The organism is Legionella bononiensis, from assembly GCF_016786215.1.
Lineage (GTDB): Bacteria > Pseudomonadota > Gammaproteobacteria > Legionellales > Legionellaceae > Legionella > Legionella bononiensis.
This window is the reverse complement of the sequence record NZ_JADOBG010000021.1, coordinates 239891-259345: the sequence shown is the minus strand read 5'-3', so window position 1 is coordinate 259345 and position 19455 is coordinate 239891. Positions and strand designations below refer to the sequence as shown.

The following is a 19455-nucleotide window of genomic DNA, read 5'->3' as shown; positions in this document are numbered from 1 at the left end:
CAGTGAAGGATCTCCAAATACAGGCTCAATGCCACGTTCAGGAGTTCCCTTGTTACACTCGGGATGACGATTGAGTTTCGTCATCCTGAACGCAGTGAAGGATCTCCAAATGCAGGCACAATACCACGCTCAGGAGATCCCTCATTGCATTCGGAATGACGTTATTCCCAAGGCTATTGGGAACTGACTTCTAAATACGCGCTTTATAATTAACCCTCTAATTTTGTTCAATTACTTGCTTTGTTGGCTCTTTATTCTACTCTTTATGTTAAGGGAGTCGAATTGGAGTAGGCATGCGCGGGTTTATCCTAGGATTAATGATGTTGGTAATAAATACGGCATTTGCAGATGAACTTATTGGATTCGCTGCTTATGAAAATGGTGATTATACAACAGCATATCCTCATTTAATGCAGGCAGCCAAAGAAGGGAATGAAGAAGCCATGTATTTGCTGGGTCGTATGTATCAGTATGGATATGGCGTTCCGGAAAGTTTTGAAGAGGCACGAAATTGGTACTTAAAATCCGCTGAAAAAAATAATGCATTATCGCAATTAAGCCTTGGGTTTTTATATGATACTGGAAAAGGGGTAACCCAAAACTTCACTGAAGCCTTTAAATGGTATATGAAGGCTGCTGAACAGGGAAATCCAATCGCACAAAGAAATATTGGCTTAATGTACGCTACAGGTGACGGTGTTCAGGCTAATGATGATAATGCATTTGTCTGGTTTAGAAAAGCTGCTGATCAAGGTTATAGCAAAGCACAAGTCAATTTGGGATATCAATATATGATGGGTAAAGGTACTCCTAAAGATGTAAACAAAGCGTTGGAATGGTATCAAAAAGCCGCGGAACAGGGCGATGAGAAAGGGGAGTATAGTCTGGGATTATTATATACCGGACAGCAAGGTGGAGTAACAGCAGATGATTCTGCAGCATTTTATTGGTTTTCTCAAGCAGCAAACCATGGACATGTTAACGCACAGACTTATTTGGCTTATTACTATTTAAAAGGATATGGAGTCGACGCTAATCCTCAAAAAGCAGCATACTGGTATCAGGCAGCAGCTGAAAAAGGACAACCAGAAGCCCAGGCTCAAATTGGTCAGCTGTTGTTAACTGGAACTGGAGTCGATAAAGATTATCAACAAGCAGCGTTCTGGTTTGGAAAATCTGCTGCTCAAGGCAATCCAATTGGACAGGCCAAATTAGGTTATATGTATATGGCTGGTCTAGGAGTCGATAAAAATTTGGTTAAGGCCTATGCATGGCTTAAGATCGCAGCAAATAATAAAAATGAAGACGCGCAAAAACAACTTAAGGCACTTGAAGGGAAATTGACGGAGCAAGATAAAATAGCGGGCGATAAGTTTATTAAGGAACTAGGGCCTTTACAACCTCAAGTGAACTATGATGATTAAGATGATCTATAACTTTTTAAGTGAATTTGTTGAATTAACACCATTTTAATTTGTTTATTTTGTACAAATGCCGGTCCTATATGAGTACGAACAAAAACAGGTGAATCACTGAACCATTGAGTTTGGCTTCCGAATTCATAAGAGAGTTTCAGATAAGACATCCAAAGATTCAGCTAGAATGTGTATTGATTCATTCTTATTTAATTCTAATTTGATTTTCAGATCGTCATAACGAGTTCAAAAAAAACCAACTAATCTGTGATCACCTATCTACAGGGGTATATCCTTGAACTTATGCTAGTTAATCTGATTTTCCCGAATAATTTTAAGAATGCTTTTCTGTAATTATTTGTTCGAATTGATATGATAATAAAATATTGTACGGATTAGCTTTTGCTTTTGCTTTTGCTTTTGTTTCATTCAGTCCGGTTGCTCTAGCCTCTTTTATTCATGCTGCATCTTTTGCCTAAAAAAACATCATATAGTCGTACTATACTTTCAATATGGCGTTTATTATTTTGCTAAAAAGGTGTTTTAATGGCCAAAAATATTGAATCAAAGATTGCGAAGAATAGTTCCTTTTTTCAAAATTATCTTAAATTGTCAGTAGCTAAATCACTTTTTCCTGAGGGGGACGGAGATTGGTATAAAATAAAGGGCTATGGAGGTAAAAGTGCTGATGATAAGCCTTTTGCGCCATTTGATGATTTTCTTAATCAACAAAAATCGAAACCTGACTCAAATTATTATACAACGTTCAAAGGTCTAAATTTTAATTTAAATACTGTCCCCTCTCAATTGGTCTCAGGAGAACCATGTGAATTGGAGGTACTTAAATGCGAACCTGAGTTGGATGCTCCTTCAAAACCAGGAACAGGCAAACACATCGTCTATTTTACTGGCGCAAATACATACTATCAAGCCTGCTTTCGAGATATTAGTGCCGCGGCAAAAGAAACTGGAGCAACAGTACATGCATTCAATTTTCCAGGCATTGGGTTGAGTACAGGGAAGGTTGAGGAAGCGAATGATTTAACTAACGCGGGTATTGCCGTGGTCGTCTCTTTATTAAATCAGGGCGTCAAACCCGATGATATTGTTTTACAAGGTGATTGTTTTGGGGCCTCGGTTGCCATGGAAGTTAAAAAAGAGATTGAGAAGCAAGCCGATATACAATTACGACTTATCATGAATAACGCATTTAAATCATTTAAAGCGGCAGTTTCTGACATGATTGACAGAACCCCTTTAATCCCCTCCATATCAAAATCAATTGTTAAAAATTTATTGGAGTTTACAGGATGGCATGTTACACCAGGTCAAAAATACATTCATTCAGATCCTTATCAGTGCCATATTCAACACGAAGGAGATCAGACATTAGCTACGTCAACTTTAGCCTCCAGAGTAGCTAAATATAAAGAAGAAATCCGGACTGGAACCACCAGATCGAAATCAAGAGAGCCTGTAATTGATAAGTGTCCTGAAGAATATAGACCCTTTCGCGATTTCCTTGATGAAATTTGTTATGTCCGAGTTAAAGACTCTGAAAAACCAAAACTGGCTGCAAAATTTGGTGTGGATGGCTCTGGTGAAGTTAATGCTCATTTTGCAGATCTTTGCGAATTGGAAATGAAAGGAGGACTTTCTGTATATGAAGGATTTGTTAATAACTATCTGGTAATGTCAGATAAATACATTAATGCACATCCTCAAAAAGACTATGATGTGGATAACATTCACTTTCTTTCTTCCAAACTGTCGCATACTCTCGATTAAACAATCCTAGGGTTGGGACGTAATGAGTGCTTATCTTTGTTAAGGCTATTTTAACTGTAATTATTAGCAAAGTTGTTGGCACCTATATCACTTTCTATTAGAGCGCCCATTAGTTAAATTATTGAAATAATTGGTCAACTTTACTACAGTATAATAAAGAATGCTGTTATAGAGTTAACTATGAAAGAAATTGCAAACGAGATATTGAGAGTAAACAATACTGAAGGCAACAAGGTTGCCATCCTTGTTATTGATGAGGATCGTGAAGCTACAGGAGATGTAGAGAGTTATGATCAACTAATCAGTAGAAAACAGGAAAGGGTAATTGAATTTGCCAATACTCATAATTTACCCATGTGGTTTGTATACGGAGAAACACCGACAAGAAAGTTACTCATGAATAAAGCAACAAACAAAGAACTTGTGTCGGAATTTCATAAATTTCATACTAGTGCATTTCTTGTTCATCCTCACGAGGGTGTTGAATATCCGCTTGATAATCAGCTAAAAGACGCTGGGATTACTCACCTGGTTATCCTGGGGCATCATATGGAAGCTTGTGTAAAAGAGACCGCCATGAGTGCTCTTAAACTGGGGTATGGTGTGATTACGTCAATGGACACGCTCAGACAAAACCATCTATTCTTTTATGATCAGTGTTCGTGGAAAAATGTTGAAGGCGTCTCATTCTATGAATCACTGGATGCGGAAGTTAAACATCTGAGGGACGAGTCCGTGGCAGCGCCTTCGAGTAGTTTTTGGAGTGAACCTATGCCAGTTACGGAAGCGCACGAAGATAACGTGGATTATAATGATGAAATTTCTTTCACGGAGTTTGGTTTTGATATCAACGGCGATAATGCTCAAGCACAGCATTCATCGGTTTCATCAGAAAAGCATAGCAGTCAAAACGCTTATGAAGAATTACGTCGATTATTAGAAAGTGATGTATTTATTGAGCCTGGGTCAAAATTAAAAGAACAAGTCTACCCGAATCTGGTTCACTTGTTACATGCTATAAAAGATAATGCGGATTTTACAACAATTAAAGAGATTGCTAATCAGGGCTTTGAGAGGAATAGTACCATTAAAGAAAGCTATGTATCCCCAGATTCTCAGCATGTAACTAATCGCCTCACCATATTCCAGATAGTACTTAATGCGAATACCCTTGAAGAAGCGCTTGATTCAATAAATCAAAAATTTCCTCAATACAGCCAAACGCAGGATACTGAATCAACTATTAATATGACTCTAAAATAACTTCATATTAAGGTGTGTTAACACATCAGATTTCGATATTGTGCGACGTTGAGAATAATATGATGAAATGTTAACAGACCCTGGTGTTCAGGATGGATCTTTTCTTTTGAGAAGAGGACAATCTTATAAAAATTACAAATCTGGTTTAGTAATTAAGCATAGCTAAATAGTGACGGGCTATCTGTGACAAGCTGTGCTCTTCTAATGTTTGGAATAATGCAAAACTGAGCTCGAAATTTAATTAAAAATAATTAATACTTTCTCTGATTATACTTACCGTTATAGTACCTTTCTTGTCTTTATCACGTTGCATCAAGGTATAGATAACCAGTTTAAATTCATCGCTTTTCGCAAAAGCTACACTGAGAAAATACTTACTTTCTATTGTTATTTGCTCCGAAGGCAGGTCAATTTTTTTTATTAATTCGTCAATATCTTTAAGATCTTCAATCCCGGTTTCACCCCTGGCCATGATTAGCTCATTCGATTGAGCGTCACTCAGTCCATTTCCAAGAGACATCAGGAGTTTTTTGGGAGCGGTATTGATGTTAATGGGAGTCGTTTCAGGCAATACGGTAATGTAGGGCTCCAGAGCTAAAAACAAAGGAGCGGTTACATCCTTTACCAGACGAAACTCTGATCGGCTTTTCATGAGTTGATGGCTTGGGTTATACGCTGGTTTTTGCGAGTGGTAATAGGAGGTATAAATATCTTTACCTCGAGAAAGATCATAAGTCATCAGCCAATTTTTTAATGCCATTGCCAAATTGATCTTATCCATACTATTTGCGTTGGAATCAACCATACCCAGGAGATTAATAAAGGGTAAAGTGAATTTTTTATCAACCAGATTATTAAGATTAAATCGAGCTTGTAAGTCATAGAGGCCACCTGATAAAGTGACTTGAGGATAAATCGATTCCCTGTTTTTAGGAAATGCGTCCACCATACCTTGATCATCTACTTTGATAAATTTATTTTTTTTATTATTTAGTTCACCAAGTGACCAGAATGTAACGGCTTGAGAGGCAAGATACAATTTATCGTGGATGATAATCAAACGAGTTCTGTAGATATCCAATTGTAATCGGGTACTCATTGCTGTAGCAACAATTGCCACCAGTGTCATAATAAATAGAGCGGTAAGAAGGGCGCCTCCTCGAGTTTTATTATGTGGTTGCATAAAGAGCCTCAGGGATTATAAACAATAGGTTTAATTTACCCCAGTCATTCAGTTTTAAATTAATTTGTATGGCTTTGGGTAGAGGTTCTTTACGTTGATTTTGAGCGAGAGCCTGTTCGCGCCACTCAGACAATACCTGCAGGTTTTGATTTAAATAATTGAAATAACAGTCGCTTAGATTATTCACTAATTCTTTATCTTCATAAATATTTCTATCTAATGGATCAAGGCTGGACCAGGTTCGGCGAATGAGTGTTCCATCCTGACAAACCAGGGCGATACGTTTGAGACTGCTTCGTTTTTCGATACTTTTGGGGTTAATAACACCATCTCGAGTCAATTCCAGATATTGTGCCTGTCCAACGAATCCAGGAAACAATCGCATTTCATTTCCTCTGATGGGGCGTTCAACAGTTTGTGTTGTATCTTGCTGGATGATGCTTATTGCTAATTGAAGTGAATTTAAACGTTCAGCCTGTTCATTTACTCGTGTGCGGGCATTAAAGGCGTAATACAGAGTAGAGGACGTAATCGTTGCTAAAATGGCAAATACAGTCAGAGCGATTAAAATTTCAATTAAAGTAAAGCCCGTGTATTTTTTCATGGCAGATACCTGTAGGCGATCAGTTCTTCTCTAAATGGCCCTGTTTGCTTGGGACTTACTGAAATGGTGATTTGTTGTACTTTATTAAGTGGAGTTGCGCTGATTTTTGCTCTCCAATACCATTGTTCGCCTAACATCGTTGTTGCCTGGGTGGATTCCTGGCTTTGGTTAACCTGTAATAAATTTAACTGAATCATTGAAACACCTTGCATTGCAATCCAATGGCTGATGGTTTTTTCTTTAATACGATGCGTGTTTTCAATATTTTGAGCAGTAGCTTTCAATAGAGCGGTTAAAGCGATGGCAATAATAGCAAGAGCAAGCAAGACCTCAATCAAAGTAAATCCTGAGTTATTACTGTTCAATTTAAGTTTTGAAATCATTTGGGTTTGGCCGTACTGAACGATAAAGTGCCATCATGTGTGCCAGTCAGAGTGGTGATCACCTCTTCTTTAGTGGTACCAAATACCATTGTAAAAGGAGTTATATCTCCAGAGGAGCTTATTACGATAACGGGTGTTCCTTGTGCGGGTTTGTTTCCAGTTTTAAGTGTTATTACAGTATTTTTAGGGAAGTAATTAATTTTGAAAATCCCTTTACTGGATACAGGGTTCCATTCAGTTGATTCCTGGAATTTTAAAATTTGATAACTGGTACTGTCGATACGAAGACCCATGGTACTGCTTTCCAATATAGCTTGCTGTTGAGCCAGACGTATAGTGTTTGCCAATTGATCCGCTGCAAACAGGATCCGTTTGCTTGCACCAAAGTCACCGAACGAGATTAAGGCAAAACCTACGGTAATGCCTAAAATCACGATGACAATCAAAATCTCAATTAAGGTAAATCCTCGTTTAGTGGTCATCCCAGTTACCAATCTCCGCATTGATACCTGTACCACCAGGTTGTCCCTCTGCACCTAAAGTAAATACATCGACTTCACCGTGTTGTCCGGGATTCAAGTAAAGATAATCTCTTCCCCATGGATCTTTGGGAACTGACTTAAGGTATTGTTTCCAATTCGTAGGTGCAGGATTACTTGTTGGTTTTTCAACAAGAGCGATTAATCCCTGATCTGTTGTTGGATAGGAGCCATTATCCAGTTTATATAAATCCAGCGCATTTTGTATGGCCAGAACATCCTGTTTGGCTTTTACTTTTCGTGCTTCATCAGGTCGACCCATAATTTTGGGAACTACAATAGAAGCAAGAATTCCTAAAATCACTACAACTACCATAATTTCAATCAAAGAAAAGCCTTTTTGCCTGTTCATCTATGTTCCTCTTATAACTAAATAGTGAATTATAACATGCTTCCGCTGACCTGATGAATATATTCTGTAGTACGTTCAGGCCACCAGTTGTTCCATCGAAAATATAGGCAATAATGTAGCCAGAACAATAAATAGTACAACGGCACCCATAAACAGAATCACCAGAGGCTCTAACAAGGTTAATGATGTATCAATTAATCGTTTCACCTCATTATCCAAATGAGTAGCTGCTCGCTCCATCATATTCGAAAGTTGTCCACTTTTTTCTCCACTGGCAATCAAATGAATGGCCATGGGACTGATATAATGTGTTTCTTTCAGTGCTTCGCTAATCCCGCTTCCTTCTCTGACTCTAAGCGTAGCAGTATCAAAAGACTGTCGCATCACTACATTGGTGACCAGGCTTGCTGAGACACGCATGGTTTCCAGCACACTGACCCCTGCCGCAAACAATATACCAAAGGTATGAATATACCGTGCCACATTAATGGTTTTCACCAGATAGGAAACTATGGGCAATTTCAGTAAAAAACGATGCCAAGCTGTTTTAATTTTGATATTGTTCAGACTCTTTTTGAATCCTGCAAATAGAAGTATTAAAGCAACTAAAGTATAGAGGCCGTAAGATTTAATGTAATCGCTGATCCGAATTAAAAGTTCGGTCATACCGGGTAGGGTTTGGCCGCTACTGGTAAAAACTTCGATTATTTTGGGTACAACAAAAGTGAGCAGAAAACTGATTATTGCAGTGGAAACGAGAATCATCAGTATCGGGTAGATGAGAGCTTGTTGTACTTTTTGCCGTGTTTGTTGTTGATTTTCGGTGTAATCAGCCAGTTTCTCGAGAACCAAATCCAGGCGACCGGTTTGCTCACCCGATCCTACCGTGGCGCGATAAAGTTCAGGAAAAGCATTGGGGTAATAGGACATTGCCTGAGCCAATCCATAGCCTTCAAGTACTTTGGCACGAATACCTATAATGAGTTCTCTCACTTTATCTTTTTCAGTCTGTTCGCTCACTCCACGTAATGATTCCTCTACAGGGATCCCTGCGGCGAGCAGAGTAGCTAATTGTCGGGTTAGTAGTGAGAGATCGGCTGCAGAAATTTTACCCTTGGTATTTCCGGTACGCTGTTGCGCCAGCGTTTGTACCTGGGTTGGGATTAAGCCTTGTTCCCTTAATAATTGGCGTGCGTGACGTTCGGAATCCGCTTCGATGACTCCCTTATTTGCACTGCCATTTTTTTTTAGCGCTTGATATTGGTACGCGCCCATATTAACTTTGATCAAGTAGAAAACTATAGAGTGTAATCTATTGGGATTAATAAGTCACTTAAGGTAAACTATACGCGGACTATCCTGGAGACTAAAAGATGAGTAAAAATGTAGTGCTTGCAGCAATAAAGGAACATGATGCAAAATTTATTGATCTGAGATTTACTGATATACGAGGTAAAGAGCAACATATCACGATACCTGTTTCAGCAATTGATGATGATTTTATCGAAAATGGAAAAATGATTGATGGTTCTTCCTTTAAAGGTTGGCAGAAAATTCATCAGTCAGATTTGGCACTGATGCCTGATTTAAATTCGATTAAGCTCGATCCATTTTTTCAGGATAATACTTTATTTATACGATGCAATGTTGTCGATCCACAAACCATGCTGGGATATGATCGTTGTCCTCGTTCCATTGCTCAACGTGCCGAAGCGTATTTGCAATCTACCGGTCTTGCTGATGTGGTGAACTTTGGTCCAGAACCTGAGTTTTTCCTTTTTGATAATGTTCGCTGGGAAACCAGTATCAGTGGCTCATTTTATTTAATCGATTCTGATGAAGCGCAATGGAATTCAGGTAAAGAAATGGAAGGTGGCAATATTGGACACAGACCTCCTCTGAAGGGTGGTTATTTCCCTGTTCCTCCAGTCGATTCTTCACATGATATTCGTTCGGCAATCTGTTTAACTTTAGAAGCTTTAGGCACTGTTGTTGAAGCCCATCATCATGAAGTGGCAACTGCAAACCAATGTGAGGTAGCTACTCGTTTTAACAGCCTCACTCAAAAAGCTGATGAATTACAAATTTTAAAATACGTCATTCATAATGTAGCTCATAATTATGGCAAGACGGCTACATTTATGCCTAAGCCTTTAGTGGGCGATAATGGCAGCGGTATGCACTGTCATCAATCGTTAAGTAAAGATGGTGTTAACCTATTTTCTGGCGATCAATATGCTGGTTTATCTGATACGGCGCTCTATTACATTGGTGGTATTATCAAACATGCTCGTGCGTTGAATGCCTTTACCAATCCTTCAACAAACAGTTATAAGCGTCTGGTTCCAGGATTTGAAGCTCCAGTATTATTGGCTTATTCTGCCAGAAACCGTTCCGCTGCGATTCGTATACCCCATGTAAATAATCCCAAAGCGCGTCGTATTGAAGTACGTTTTCCTGATCCAACAGCAAATCCCTATCTGGCATTTTCTGCAATGATGATGGCTGGTCTTGATGGCATTCAGAAGAAAATTCATCCAGGTCAACCAATGGATAAAGATCTGTATGACTTACCTCCTGAAGAGCTTGTTGATGTTCCAACTGTGTGTTCTTCTCTGGAGCAGGCTATGGAGCATCTGAGAGCAGATCATGAGTTCTTATTGCATGGTGATGTATTCAGTAGGGATTTCATCAACAATTACATCGCAATGAAGGAAGAAGAAATCACTAAAATTAGAAGCTTGACTCATCCTTATGAATTTGAGCTATATTATAGTCTTTAAGGAACATATTGATGAATAAACTACTTCTGGCTGTTACCTGTATGTTATTGATTTGCGCATCATACGCACAAATCTATAAATGGATTGACAGTCAGGGCGTAGTACATTTTAGTGATCGACCTCATCCGGGTTCTGAGCAGTTAAAGATCCCGGATGCTCAAAGCTATACTCCACCTGTTAAGCAATCAGGCAGTGATACCGAAAATCAAGAGAAGAAAGAGACATCCATTTCTGAGGAACATAAATATACTAAAATAGGGATAGTACAGCCTCTTAACGAAGCAACGATTCGTAATAACCAAGGCTATGTTGTTGTAGCTGTTGAATTAGAGCCAGCTCTGGCACAGGGCGATAATCTACAAATCATTTTTGATGGCGCGCCTATGGGAGACCCCCAACCGAACCTTCTGTTCCAATTAAATGGAATCTATAGAGGGAAACATACATTAGCGGTACAGGTAATTAATTCTGAAGGAGAAGTTCTTCTTACCAGTGACAGTATCACAATTTTTATGCACAGACCTCGAGTGGGTATGGTTCAAGGAACTAAGAAAAATAATACCAAAAATCTGGCTCAGCACAGTAATTAACCGTTTGTCGATGTTTTAATTTTTATCAGAATAGAATTTTTAAGTATTCGTCTTTTACTGCTACTATAAGTTTTTTGCTGTATGACTTTTTATTTGAGAATTAGTGATGAATGCAGATAAAGAACTGATTTCAAAAAAGAAAATGATGCGTACCAGTATTCCTGAATTGAATGGAACAACAGAATGTATTGTTGCCAGAAGTGACAAAATTATTCTTAGCGCTCATGCTATTTTTGAAGGAATAGGGATTGCCGGCCTGATTTCTGCTGCATTTTGGTACACTACCGCTCCTATGGCTCCAGATGGTTTTAAAGGACCCATTTCAACCTATACAATTGCAATAACAACCATTATCTCGCTTTTTTTGTCGATTCCAATAGCCTATTATGGTTTTAAAAAATTAGTAACTGATATAGACAGTCTATATTTGAGTTTATCATCAGAAATTAAAGAGTTTATTAACTCACATGACGAAATACTCTACGAATTATTGAAATTAAGAAGTTTGTTCCCGAATGATTCAAATTTCAAAAGACATGTACATCATTTAGTAGAACAGAATCATATGGTGATTACAGACGCTTTTATTTTATCGGTCTGTCATCAATACAATGAACTTAAAGATCTTCGTTTCAATATCAAATGGCAGGCACCCATCAGATTGGCTTTAAGCGATCCGATATATAGAAATCAGATTGATTCGGTTTCTTTTTTGGAGCTTTTGAACGATAAGGAATTATCTTTTAATAAATCACTCAGAAAAGCGCTCATAGAGTTCATCAATCGTCATTTTATAGAGAATGAGGTGACCTTTGAATCTGTAGTACATGAAACGTACCAAAATATTCCCAAAATTGGGCGTTTGAGGGCTATTGTTTATGGTACAGCCTCGGGTGTCGCCTGCACTGAAGTACTGCTTAGCATAGGATGGACAGTAGCTTCAATTCTTATAGGAGTTAAAGCCATTGCTCCTGTCTCTAATTTCACCTGGATTGTTTTCGCTGTATCTTCCATAATTCTTGGTTTTATTTTCGGGATAGGAATGGGATTCAGCCGCCACAAGCAAAAAACAAATCAATTGCTCCATTCAAGTTTAAAACAAAGCAATACACTGCTTTCTAAAAGCAGGGACTACATTATTAATTTAATTACAGAAAAGATATTCGTTCAACAAAGTGAAAAGTATAAGGTTTATTAACACGTTCGATTATGACATCCTGCGATTTGTGCGTCTTATGCTGCTTCCTTTTGTGAGACACTATTTAAACACGAGGACAACGATATACCTCATGTAAAAAATCAAGCTATTCAATAGATATTTTTGAACTTAATGCGGACTGCTTTAATAAATCCCATATTCCAGAAAATCCGAAAAGTCCTTTTTGAATTGCCTTATCAAAAATACCTTCTCTTGAAAAACACTGCCACTTATCTTTAATATTGTTCAGATGGAAATTTACCGTTACTTCGGCAATATTTAATTGATATGCAATATTCTTCGCTGATTTGCCTTGCAGAAAATAAAATAATACCTGTAATTCCCGTGAGCTTAGATTTATATTTTTTTCAATGAGCTCATAACAATTATCAGCAATACTTAAGTGAGTTAAATTATTTTTTTTCAGTTTTAAGCAAAATACCAAAGCTTCGAAGTCCATAAAGGTGCAAAACCCTAATATTCCCGAAATGATTCCGTTATGATCTTTTAAAGGATGTTTGAGCGTTAAAGAAAATAACTCTGACTGATTCGGTACCGGAACTTGTTCCAATTGATAGTAAATCTGTCCCTTAAGGCACGCTTCGTCATGCGCATTATATATGGAGGCATATTGTGCATGATACATTTCTGCATCACTTCTATCCAAAGTATTGCTTTTTTCCAGAGCCATATCCTTAATGATTTGCTTATTTAGATATTGATAACGGAAATTACAATCTTTAATGAAAACACTATCTGGATAGCCATCAAAATTGTTTTTTAAAATATTAAAGTCTTGAAGTAAAAACATTTCAAACTCAAATTAACTCTGTATATATATTATACACAATTTATGAGATACATGTCTTTATTTTTGAAATTTTTTGAAATAAGTAGGGGTAGTGGCTCCATTCATGTCAAAACTTACGGTTTAGAATCAAAAACAGCCTCAATATTATGTTCGCTTGGGTCAATTATAAAAGCAGCATAATAATTTGGGGTGAATTATGATCTGAATCCTGGTTCACCATTCCATGTTCCACCAGCTTCGATTAAAACAAGTGTAGCCTGGTTGCTTGCAACCAGGATTAAATCAATAACCTGAATCAAGAACCCGGTTGCGAGCAACCAGGCTACAGAACTGGGAACATTATGAGGGTACCAATATTTGACGAGTTCGTTCAGGTCTTGGCTCTGAACTATGTTAAAAACTATATCCGAAAATTATTCTAGTACTCAATTTCTTGTCAACTATAAAAATTCAATAGTTATTTAAAAAGCCACATTTGTGTAATATTTGCTCATGTGGTTCTGTATGTTAGCAGTCAAGAGGAGATCTGTGTCATTAGGCTCAGCATCAATCCCCATCTAAAAAACACTCAATTGTGGCTTGGCTGCCAAAGTGAACGTTTTTGGAGCAGAACTTTTTTATTATTTTATTGTGCAAAAGTGCGAATGAAGTCAATGGAGTTTTAATATGTTTAGCAGTAGCAGTAGCAGTAGCAGTAGCAGTAGCAGTAGCAGTAGCAGTAGCAGTAGCAGTCCTATGCTCGGCTCAGAAAACCAAGACTTATACAAACAAGTGGTTGCTGGTAATACTGAAGCGACTAAAATATTGTTGCAAGAACAGAAGAGTAGATTGAGAGCGTGGCATAGCGATTATATGGTTCGATGTGCCTTTAGTGAGGCATTGTTATCTGGACAGGAAGACATGGTATGCCTATTTCTTGAAATGGGGTTTAATCTGAAAGAATACCTTCCGGTAGTAGTCAATGGCAGGAAGACTACTCAACAAGCCATCGATGTTGCGATAGGTTCAGGTCGATTGGAACTGGTTAAACTGCTTGTTAAAGCGGGTGCTCATTTGGAGCGCACAGAAAAGTCTCGTTATGTAATAGACAAAGACCATCCAAATGGCGGGTACTCGGAGCAAGTATTCAATGTACTTGGTTTAAGCAAAGCCATCATGGGTAATCATACTGACATAGCCCTTTTTTTACTGGAGCAGGGCGCCAATCCTAATGAGCTCATCTGGAATAAAGGGACAGAAATATCTTTAATGACTCTGGCCGCACTAAACGGTACTATTCAACTGGTGGATGCACTGGTACATCATGGTGCTAATTGCGTTCTTGCTATACGCGGTGCCGAAGAGCATTATAAATGCCGAGCAATGGATATCGGAGCAAGTGATATCGAATTGAGGGAGAAAAACAGAGAAACTTATAGTGGCTGTATAAAAATATTACTGGATCATGCTGTTGGCAGTAATGTTTCATCACTCGATTTTCTAACGGGTCTTGATGTCACTTTTTTTAACTTTATCGGTGTTTCATTCAATGGCCAGCCAATCACTAAAGAGCTATTGCAGTCTAAAAATGTGCAGGGAGCCGAAGGTGCCCTGGTTTCTCGTCAGGATTTGAGCACGATTGAACATACGGCTCGATATAACCAACTCAGATCAAGAATAGAGAGCATTATAGAGAAACGTGGCCATCTGGAATCAGGAGGTATCCTGAATTTGGTCCCTTTACCCTGTGCGGTTGCCGCAGGTGATGAAGAGGCTGTGAAAACAAGGCTTGCTAAAGGTGTCAATCCCAATGAAACCTATTATGATTATGCGACTTATAAGGAAACTATACCTATTGTTTGCGCAGCGGAACACGGTTTTACTTCGATTTGCAATCTACTGGCCGCTCATCCCGATATTGATAAAGGGCATCGGATGCAGGCCTTAAAAATGGCACAACAGCATGGTTATTTAGAAATTGTGGACTTTATTGAATCGTTTTTAGATATAAATCAGGTAGATAGCTCTGGAAATACTCGATTATACTATGCGGTTGAAGCGGGTAGTTTGAGTAAGGTAGCCGACCTAATCGGAAAAGGAGCCAAGGTCACAAAACGAAATAACGCTGGTCGAACAGCTCTGCGTCTAGCAGCATTTCGTGCAACAGAAAAAGCAGAACCAGGCGTGTATTATGACATCATCAGTCTTTTATTGCGCTCTCCCCATAGCGTCACTGAACTCATAGAAACACTAAACAACACCATAATACATGGTGTATGCAGCAGTCTTTCAGTCATGCGCTTATTGCTTGACAAGATACTGGAACAACAAGACAGTATTAAGCGCTATGAGAATCAAACCAGCCATCCCTGGTATTCTGAGCCTGTCATTAATGCTATACGGTCAAAACATGCAATTGAACAACTGGCCATTTTAAAAGAGTATGGGGCGACATTTAATAGTATCTCCCCCGACAACGAGCATCAATCGCTTTTGAGCGAAGCCATTTATTCTCTATTATCATCTATTTATCCTGTTAGTGTTGAAAATCCGCAATTTGCTAATAGATTAGATGTGATAGAATTTCTTTTGAAAAATGGCGCGAAACCAGGCGTTCAATACGGGAATGGAAGAACGGAACTGCATATATTAAGTGATAATCATAATTTACTCTGCAGCGAAAATGCCTATCAAAGGATAGCGGATTTGCTAATTAAGTATGGCATCAATGTCAATGCCATTGATAAAAAGGGCAATACGGCCTTGCATCTAGCGGCCATAACCAATAATTCGACAGCTATTCGCTATCTGGTGGAGCATGGCGCAGATATTAATTGTCAGAATAATTTTGGAAATTCTCCTCTATACGCAGCGATTGCAAACAAATCGCTGGATGCGGTTTTGCTGTTAATCAAACTGGGTGCGGATGTTTTTATATCCCATGACCCGTCGCTACCAAGCCTTCAGGTGTTCCTTAAACAAGTAAAGTCAGAATTACTTGAATATCGACGCGATTTTCAATTTTATTCAGCAGTAACTTTTAGTCGAAAGGAATATGACGAAACTACAGCCCAACTCTCGCAAATTTACGAAGTATTATCCCGGCTGAAGGCTTCTTCATTGCCAACTGACAGCGCAAAACTGTCAGACTTTAGCATCTTTAATAACAAGCCGGACAGCGAACTGATGCCTCAAGAAGCCTCATCAAGTTGTGATTCCAGCACAATGAGTGCTTTAAATTTGGATTAATTTGATGTGGGTTTGGCCTAAGAAGGAGCTTGTGGAAGAACTGAGCAAGTGGGATTTCAAATTAAGTATTTGGTATTTAGCACTAGCAGGACTAGATTTATCCGTCCTACTTCTTTAAGGGGCCTTATCAAGCATGATCAGGCCCACATTGTATTGATGTACCTTTATGTAATGGAATGCATTTATTAAATAGATTTTGCTCTTTTTTAAGGTATGTATCAAAAATTTAACTAAATAAGTGCTCAAAGCGTTAGCATGTGTAGCCTGGTTGCTTGCAACCAGGATTAAATCAATAACCTGAATCAAAAACCCGGTTGCGAGCAACCAGGCTACAGAACTGGGAGCATTATGATGGTACCAATATTTGACGAGTTCGTTCAGGTCTTGGCTCTGAGCCATGTTAAAAACTATATCCGAAAATTATTCTATCATTCAATTTCTTGTCAACTATAAAAATTCAATAGTTATTTAAAAAGCCATATATGTGTAATATTTGCTCATATGGTTCTGTGTATTACCAGTCAAGAGGAGATCTGCGTCATTAGGCTCAGCATCAATCCCCACCTAATAAAAACACTCAATTGTGGCTTGGCTGCCAAAGTGAACGTTTTGGGACCAGAATTCGTATTTATCATTTCATTGTGCAAAAGTGCGAATGAAGTCAATGGAGTTATAATATGTTTAGCAGTAGCAGTAGCAGTAGCAGTAGCAGTAGCAGCCGTACATTTATCGGCTTAGAAAACCAAGACTTATACAAACAAGTGGTTGCTGGTAATACTGAAGCAACTAAAATCTTGTTGCAAGAACAGAAGAGTAGATTGAGAGCGTGGGATAGCGATAATGCAGTTAAACATGCCTTTAGTGAAGCATTGTTATCTGGACAGGAAGACATGGTATGCCTTTTTCTTGAAATGGGGTTTAATCTGAAAGCATGGCTTCCTGTTGTAGTCAATGGTAAATCGACTTCTGAACGAGTCATCGATGTTGCGATAGGTTCAGGTCGATTGGAACTGGTTAAACTGCTTGTTAAAGCGGGTGCTCATTTGGAGCGCACGGGAAAGTATCGTTATGTAATAGACAAAGACGATCCAGATGGTGGGTACTCGGAGCATGTATTCGAGGTACTTGGTTTAAGCAAAGCCATCCTGGGTAATCATACTGACGTAGCCATTTTTTTACTGGAGCAGGGCGCCAATCCTAATGAGCTCATCCAGAATAAAGGGACAGAAATATCTTTAATGACTCAGGCTGCACTAAACGGTACTATTCAACTGGTGGCTGCACTGGTAAATCATGGTGCTTATTGCGATCGTGCTATACGCAGCGCCGAAAGCCATTATAGATACCAAGCAAGGGATTCCAGAGCAAGTGATATCGAATTGAGGGAGAAAAACAGGGAAACCTATTGTGGCTGTATAAAAATATTACTGGATCATGCTGTTGGCAGCAATGTCTCATCACTCGATTTTCTAACTGATCTTGATGTCACTTTTTTTAACTTTATCGGTCTTTCTTTCAATGGCCAGCCAATCACTAAAGAGCTATTGCAGTCTAAAAATGTGCAAGGAGCCGAAGGTGCCCTGGTGTCTCTTCAGGATTTGAGCAAGATTGAACATACCGCTCGATACAGCCAACTCAGATCAAGAATAGAGAGCATTATAGAGAAACGCGGCCATCTGGAATCAGGTGGTATCCTGAATTTGGTCCCTTTACCCTGTGCGGTTGCGGCCGGTGATGTAGAGGCAGTGAAAATAAGGCTTCTCAAGGGCGCTAATCCGAATGAAGTGTATCGTGATTGCTGGAGCCTTAAAGAAATCATTCCTATTGTTTGCGCAGCGGAACAAGGTTTTACTTCGATTTGCAATCTACTGGCTGCTCATCCCGATATTGATAAGGACCATCGGATGCAGGCCTTAAAAATGGCACAACGGCATGGTTATTTAGAAATTGTGGACTTTCTTGAATCGTTTATAGATATAAATAAGGTAGATAGCCGCGGAAATACTCGATTACACCATGCGGTTGAAGCGGGTAATTTAAGTAAGGTAGCCGACCTAATCGCAAAAGGAGCCAAGGTCACAAAACGAAATAAAGATGGTATAACAGCTCTAAGGCTGGCTGCAATCAGTGCAACAGAACAAACTACGCCAGGCGTGTATTGTGACATTATCAGTCTTTTATTACGCTCGCCCCATAGCGTCACTGAACTCATAGAAACACTAAACAGAACCATAAGAGCTGGTGCATACAGTGGTCTTTCAGTCATACGGTTATTGATTGACAAGATACTGGAACAACAAGACAGTATTAAGGTCTATGAGAATCAAACCAGCCATCTCTGGTATAGTGAGCCTGTCTATTATGCTATACGGTCAAAACATGCAATTGAACAACTGGCCATTTTAAAAGAGTATGGGGCGACATTTAATAGTACCAGCCCCTTTGACAAGCATCAATCGCTTTTGAGCGAAGCCATTTATTCTCTATTATCATCTATTTATCGTGGTATAGTTGAAGATCCGCGATTTGCTAACAAATTAGATGTGATAGAATTTCTTTTGAAAAATGGCGCGAAACCAGGCATTCAATACGGGCATGGAAGAACGGAACTGCATATATTAAGTGATAATCATAATTTACGCTGCAGCGAAAATGCCTATCAAAGGATAGCGGATTTGCTAATTAAGTATGGCATCTATGTCAATGCCATTGATAAAGAGGGCAATACGGCCTTGCATCTAGCGGCCAGAGACAATAATCTGACAGCCATTCGCTATCTATTGGGGCATGGGGCCGATATCGATTTACGGAATAAGCTTGGAAATATTCCCTTGCATCTTGCAGCCATAACCGATAATCCGACAGCCATTCGCTATCTGGTGGAGCATGGCGCCGATATTAATTGCCAGAATAATTTTGGAAATTCTCCTCTATATGAAGCGATTGCAAACAAATCGCTGGATGCGGTTTTGCTGTTAATAAATCTGGGTGCGGATGTTTTAATATCCCATGACCCGTCGCTACCAACCCTCCAGGTGTTCCTTGAACAAGTAAAGTTAGAATTATTTTATAATCGAAATAAAAATGATAAAACCAGTTCTCAATTTTCGCAAATTTGGGAAGTATTATCTCGGCTGAAGGCTTCTTCATTGCCAACTCACAGTGCAAGACTGTCAGGCTTTAGCATCTTTAATAATAAGCCGGACAGCGAACTGATGCCTCAAGAAGCTTCATCAAGTTGTGATTCTGGCAAAATGAGTGCTTTAAATTTGGATTAATTTAAAATCAGAAACATCAGTTTCTAAATGTTTACTTATG

The 19455-nt window shown here is 38.9% G+C and carries 16 protein-coding genes; 8 read left to right on the top strand and 8 right to left on the bottom strand.

Going from position 1 to position 19455, the window contains the following annotated elements; genetic code table 11:
- Positions 1-293: 293 nt before the first annotated feature.
- The 3 genes from IZU94_RS13765 to IZU94_RS13755 all read left to right on the top strand — a co-directional run bounded on the left by IZU94_RS13765 (position 294) and on the right by IZU94_RS13755 (position 4466).
- A complete protein-coding gene (locus IZU94_RS13765) occupies positions 294-1424 on the top strand; it encodes a tetratricopeptide repeat protein (RefSeq protein ID WP_203111612.1) in 1131 nt (376 codons plus the stop codon).
- 537 nt (positions 1425-1961) lie between these two features.
- Positions 1962-3203, top strand: coding sequence for a Dot/Icm T4SS effector alpha/beta hydrolase (gene sdbB, locus IZU94_RS13760; protein WP_203111609.1), 1242 nt, complete (start codon positions 1962-1964; stop codon positions 3201-3203).
- 180 nt (positions 3204-3383) lie between these two features.
- Positions 3384-4466, top strand: a complete 1083-nt coding sequence (locus IZU94_RS13755; protein WP_203111605.1) for an isochorismatase family protein — start codon at positions 3384-3386, stop codon at positions 4464-4466.
- Positions 4467-4707: 241 nt separating this feature from the next.
- Here the strand turns inward: IZU94_RS13755 and gspK are convergent, their stop codons facing one another.
- From gspK to lspF, 6 genes are all read right to left on the bottom strand, one after another.
- Complete coding sequence (gspK, locus tag IZU94_RS13750) at positions 4708-5649, bottom strand: type II secretion system minor pseudopilin GspK (RefSeq protein WP_203111602.1); 942 nt, start codon at positions 5647-5649, stop codon at positions 4708-4710.
- Positions 5636-6253: a type II secretion system minor pseudopilin GspJ gene (gene lspJ, locus IZU94_RS13745; protein ID WP_203111599.1), complete on the bottom strand. Its 618-nt coding sequence runs from the start codon at positions 6251-6253 to the stop codon at positions 5636-5638. Before lspJ ends, gspK begins: the two co-directional genes overlap by 14 nt.
- Positions 6250-6636, bottom strand: coding sequence for a type II secretion system minor pseudopilin GspI (gene lspI / locus IZU94_RS13740; protein WP_203111588.1), 387 nt, complete (start codon positions 6634-6636; stop codon positions 6250-6252). Before lspI ends, lspJ begins: the two co-directional genes overlap by 4 nt.
- On the bottom strand, positions 6633-7118 hold the full coding sequence (gene gspH, locus IZU94_RS13735) for a type II secretion system minor pseudopilin GspH (protein WP_203111575.1): 486 nt from the start codon (positions 7116-7118) through the stop codon (positions 6633-6635). The genes lspI and gspH overlap by 4 nt, the downstream gene beginning before the upstream one ends.
- Positions 7108-7527, bottom strand: coding sequence for a type II secretion system major pseudopilin GspG (gene lspG / locus IZU94_RS13730; protein ID WP_203111572.1), 420 nt, complete (start codon positions 7525-7527; stop codon positions 7108-7110). Before lspG ends, gspH begins: the two co-directional genes overlap by 11 nt.
- 75 nt (positions 7528-7602) lie before the next feature.
- Positions 7603-8802, bottom strand: coding sequence for a type II secretion system inner membrane protein GspF (gene lspF, locus IZU94_RS13725; protein WP_203111657.1), 1200 nt, complete (start codon positions 8800-8802; stop codon positions 7603-7605).
- A gap of 98 nt (positions 8803-8900) precedes the next feature.
- Here lspF and glnA point away from each other — a divergent pair, with 98 nt between their 5' ends.
- The 3 genes from glnA (at position 8901) to IZU94_RS13710 (ending at position 12098) form a co-directional block, all read left to right on the top strand.
- Positions 8901-10310 carry a type I glutamate--ammonia ligase gene (gene glnA, locus IZU94_RS13720; protein WP_203111569.1) on the top strand — a complete coding sequence of 470 codons (1410 nt, stop codon included), beginning with the start codon at positions 8901-8903 and terminating at the stop codon, positions 10308-10310.
- A gap of 11 nt (positions 10311-10321) precedes the next feature.
- Complete coding sequence (locus IZU94_RS13715) at positions 10322-10900, top strand: DUF4124 domain-containing protein (RefSeq protein WP_203111566.1); 579 nt, start codon at positions 10322-10324, stop codon at positions 10898-10900.
- 106 nt (positions 10901-11006) lie between these two features.
- Complete coding sequence (locus IZU94_RS13710; protein WP_203111563.1) at positions 11007-12098, top strand: hypothetical protein; 1092 nt, start codon at positions 11007-11009, stop codon at positions 12096-12098.
- A 106-nt stretch (positions 12099-12204) separates the two neighbouring features.
- Here IZU94_RS13710 and IZU94_RS13705 read toward each other — a convergent pair whose 3' ends face one another.
- Entirely contained in the window at positions 12205-12909 is a 705-nt protein-coding gene (locus IZU94_RS13705; protein WP_203111561.1) for a LuxR C-terminal-related transcriptional regulator, read from the bottom strand.
- 666 nt (positions 12910-13575) lie between these two features.
- Here IZU94_RS13705 and IZU94_RS13700 point away from each other — a divergent pair.
- Positions 13576-16137, top strand: a complete 2562-nt coding sequence (locus IZU94_RS13700) for an ankyrin repeat domain-containing protein (RefSeq protein WP_203111553.1) — start codon at positions 13576-13578, stop codon at positions 16135-16137.
- A gap of 114 nt (positions 16138-16251) precedes the next feature.
- Here the strand turns inward: IZU94_RS13700 and IZU94_RS13695 are convergent, their stop codons facing one another.
- A complete protein-coding gene (locus IZU94_RS13695) occupies positions 16252-16536 on the bottom strand; it encodes a hypothetical protein (RefSeq protein ID WP_203111550.1) in 285 nt (94 codons plus the stop codon).
- A 278-nt stretch (positions 16537-16814) separates the two neighbouring features.
- Between IZU94_RS13695 and IZU94_RS13690 the strand changes: the two genes are divergently transcribed.
- Positions 16815-19415, top strand: coding sequence for an ankyrin repeat domain-containing protein (locus tag IZU94_RS13690; protein ID WP_203111547.1), 2601 nt, complete (start codon positions 16815-16817; stop codon positions 19413-19415).
- Positions 19416-19455 lie beyond the last annotated feature (40 nt).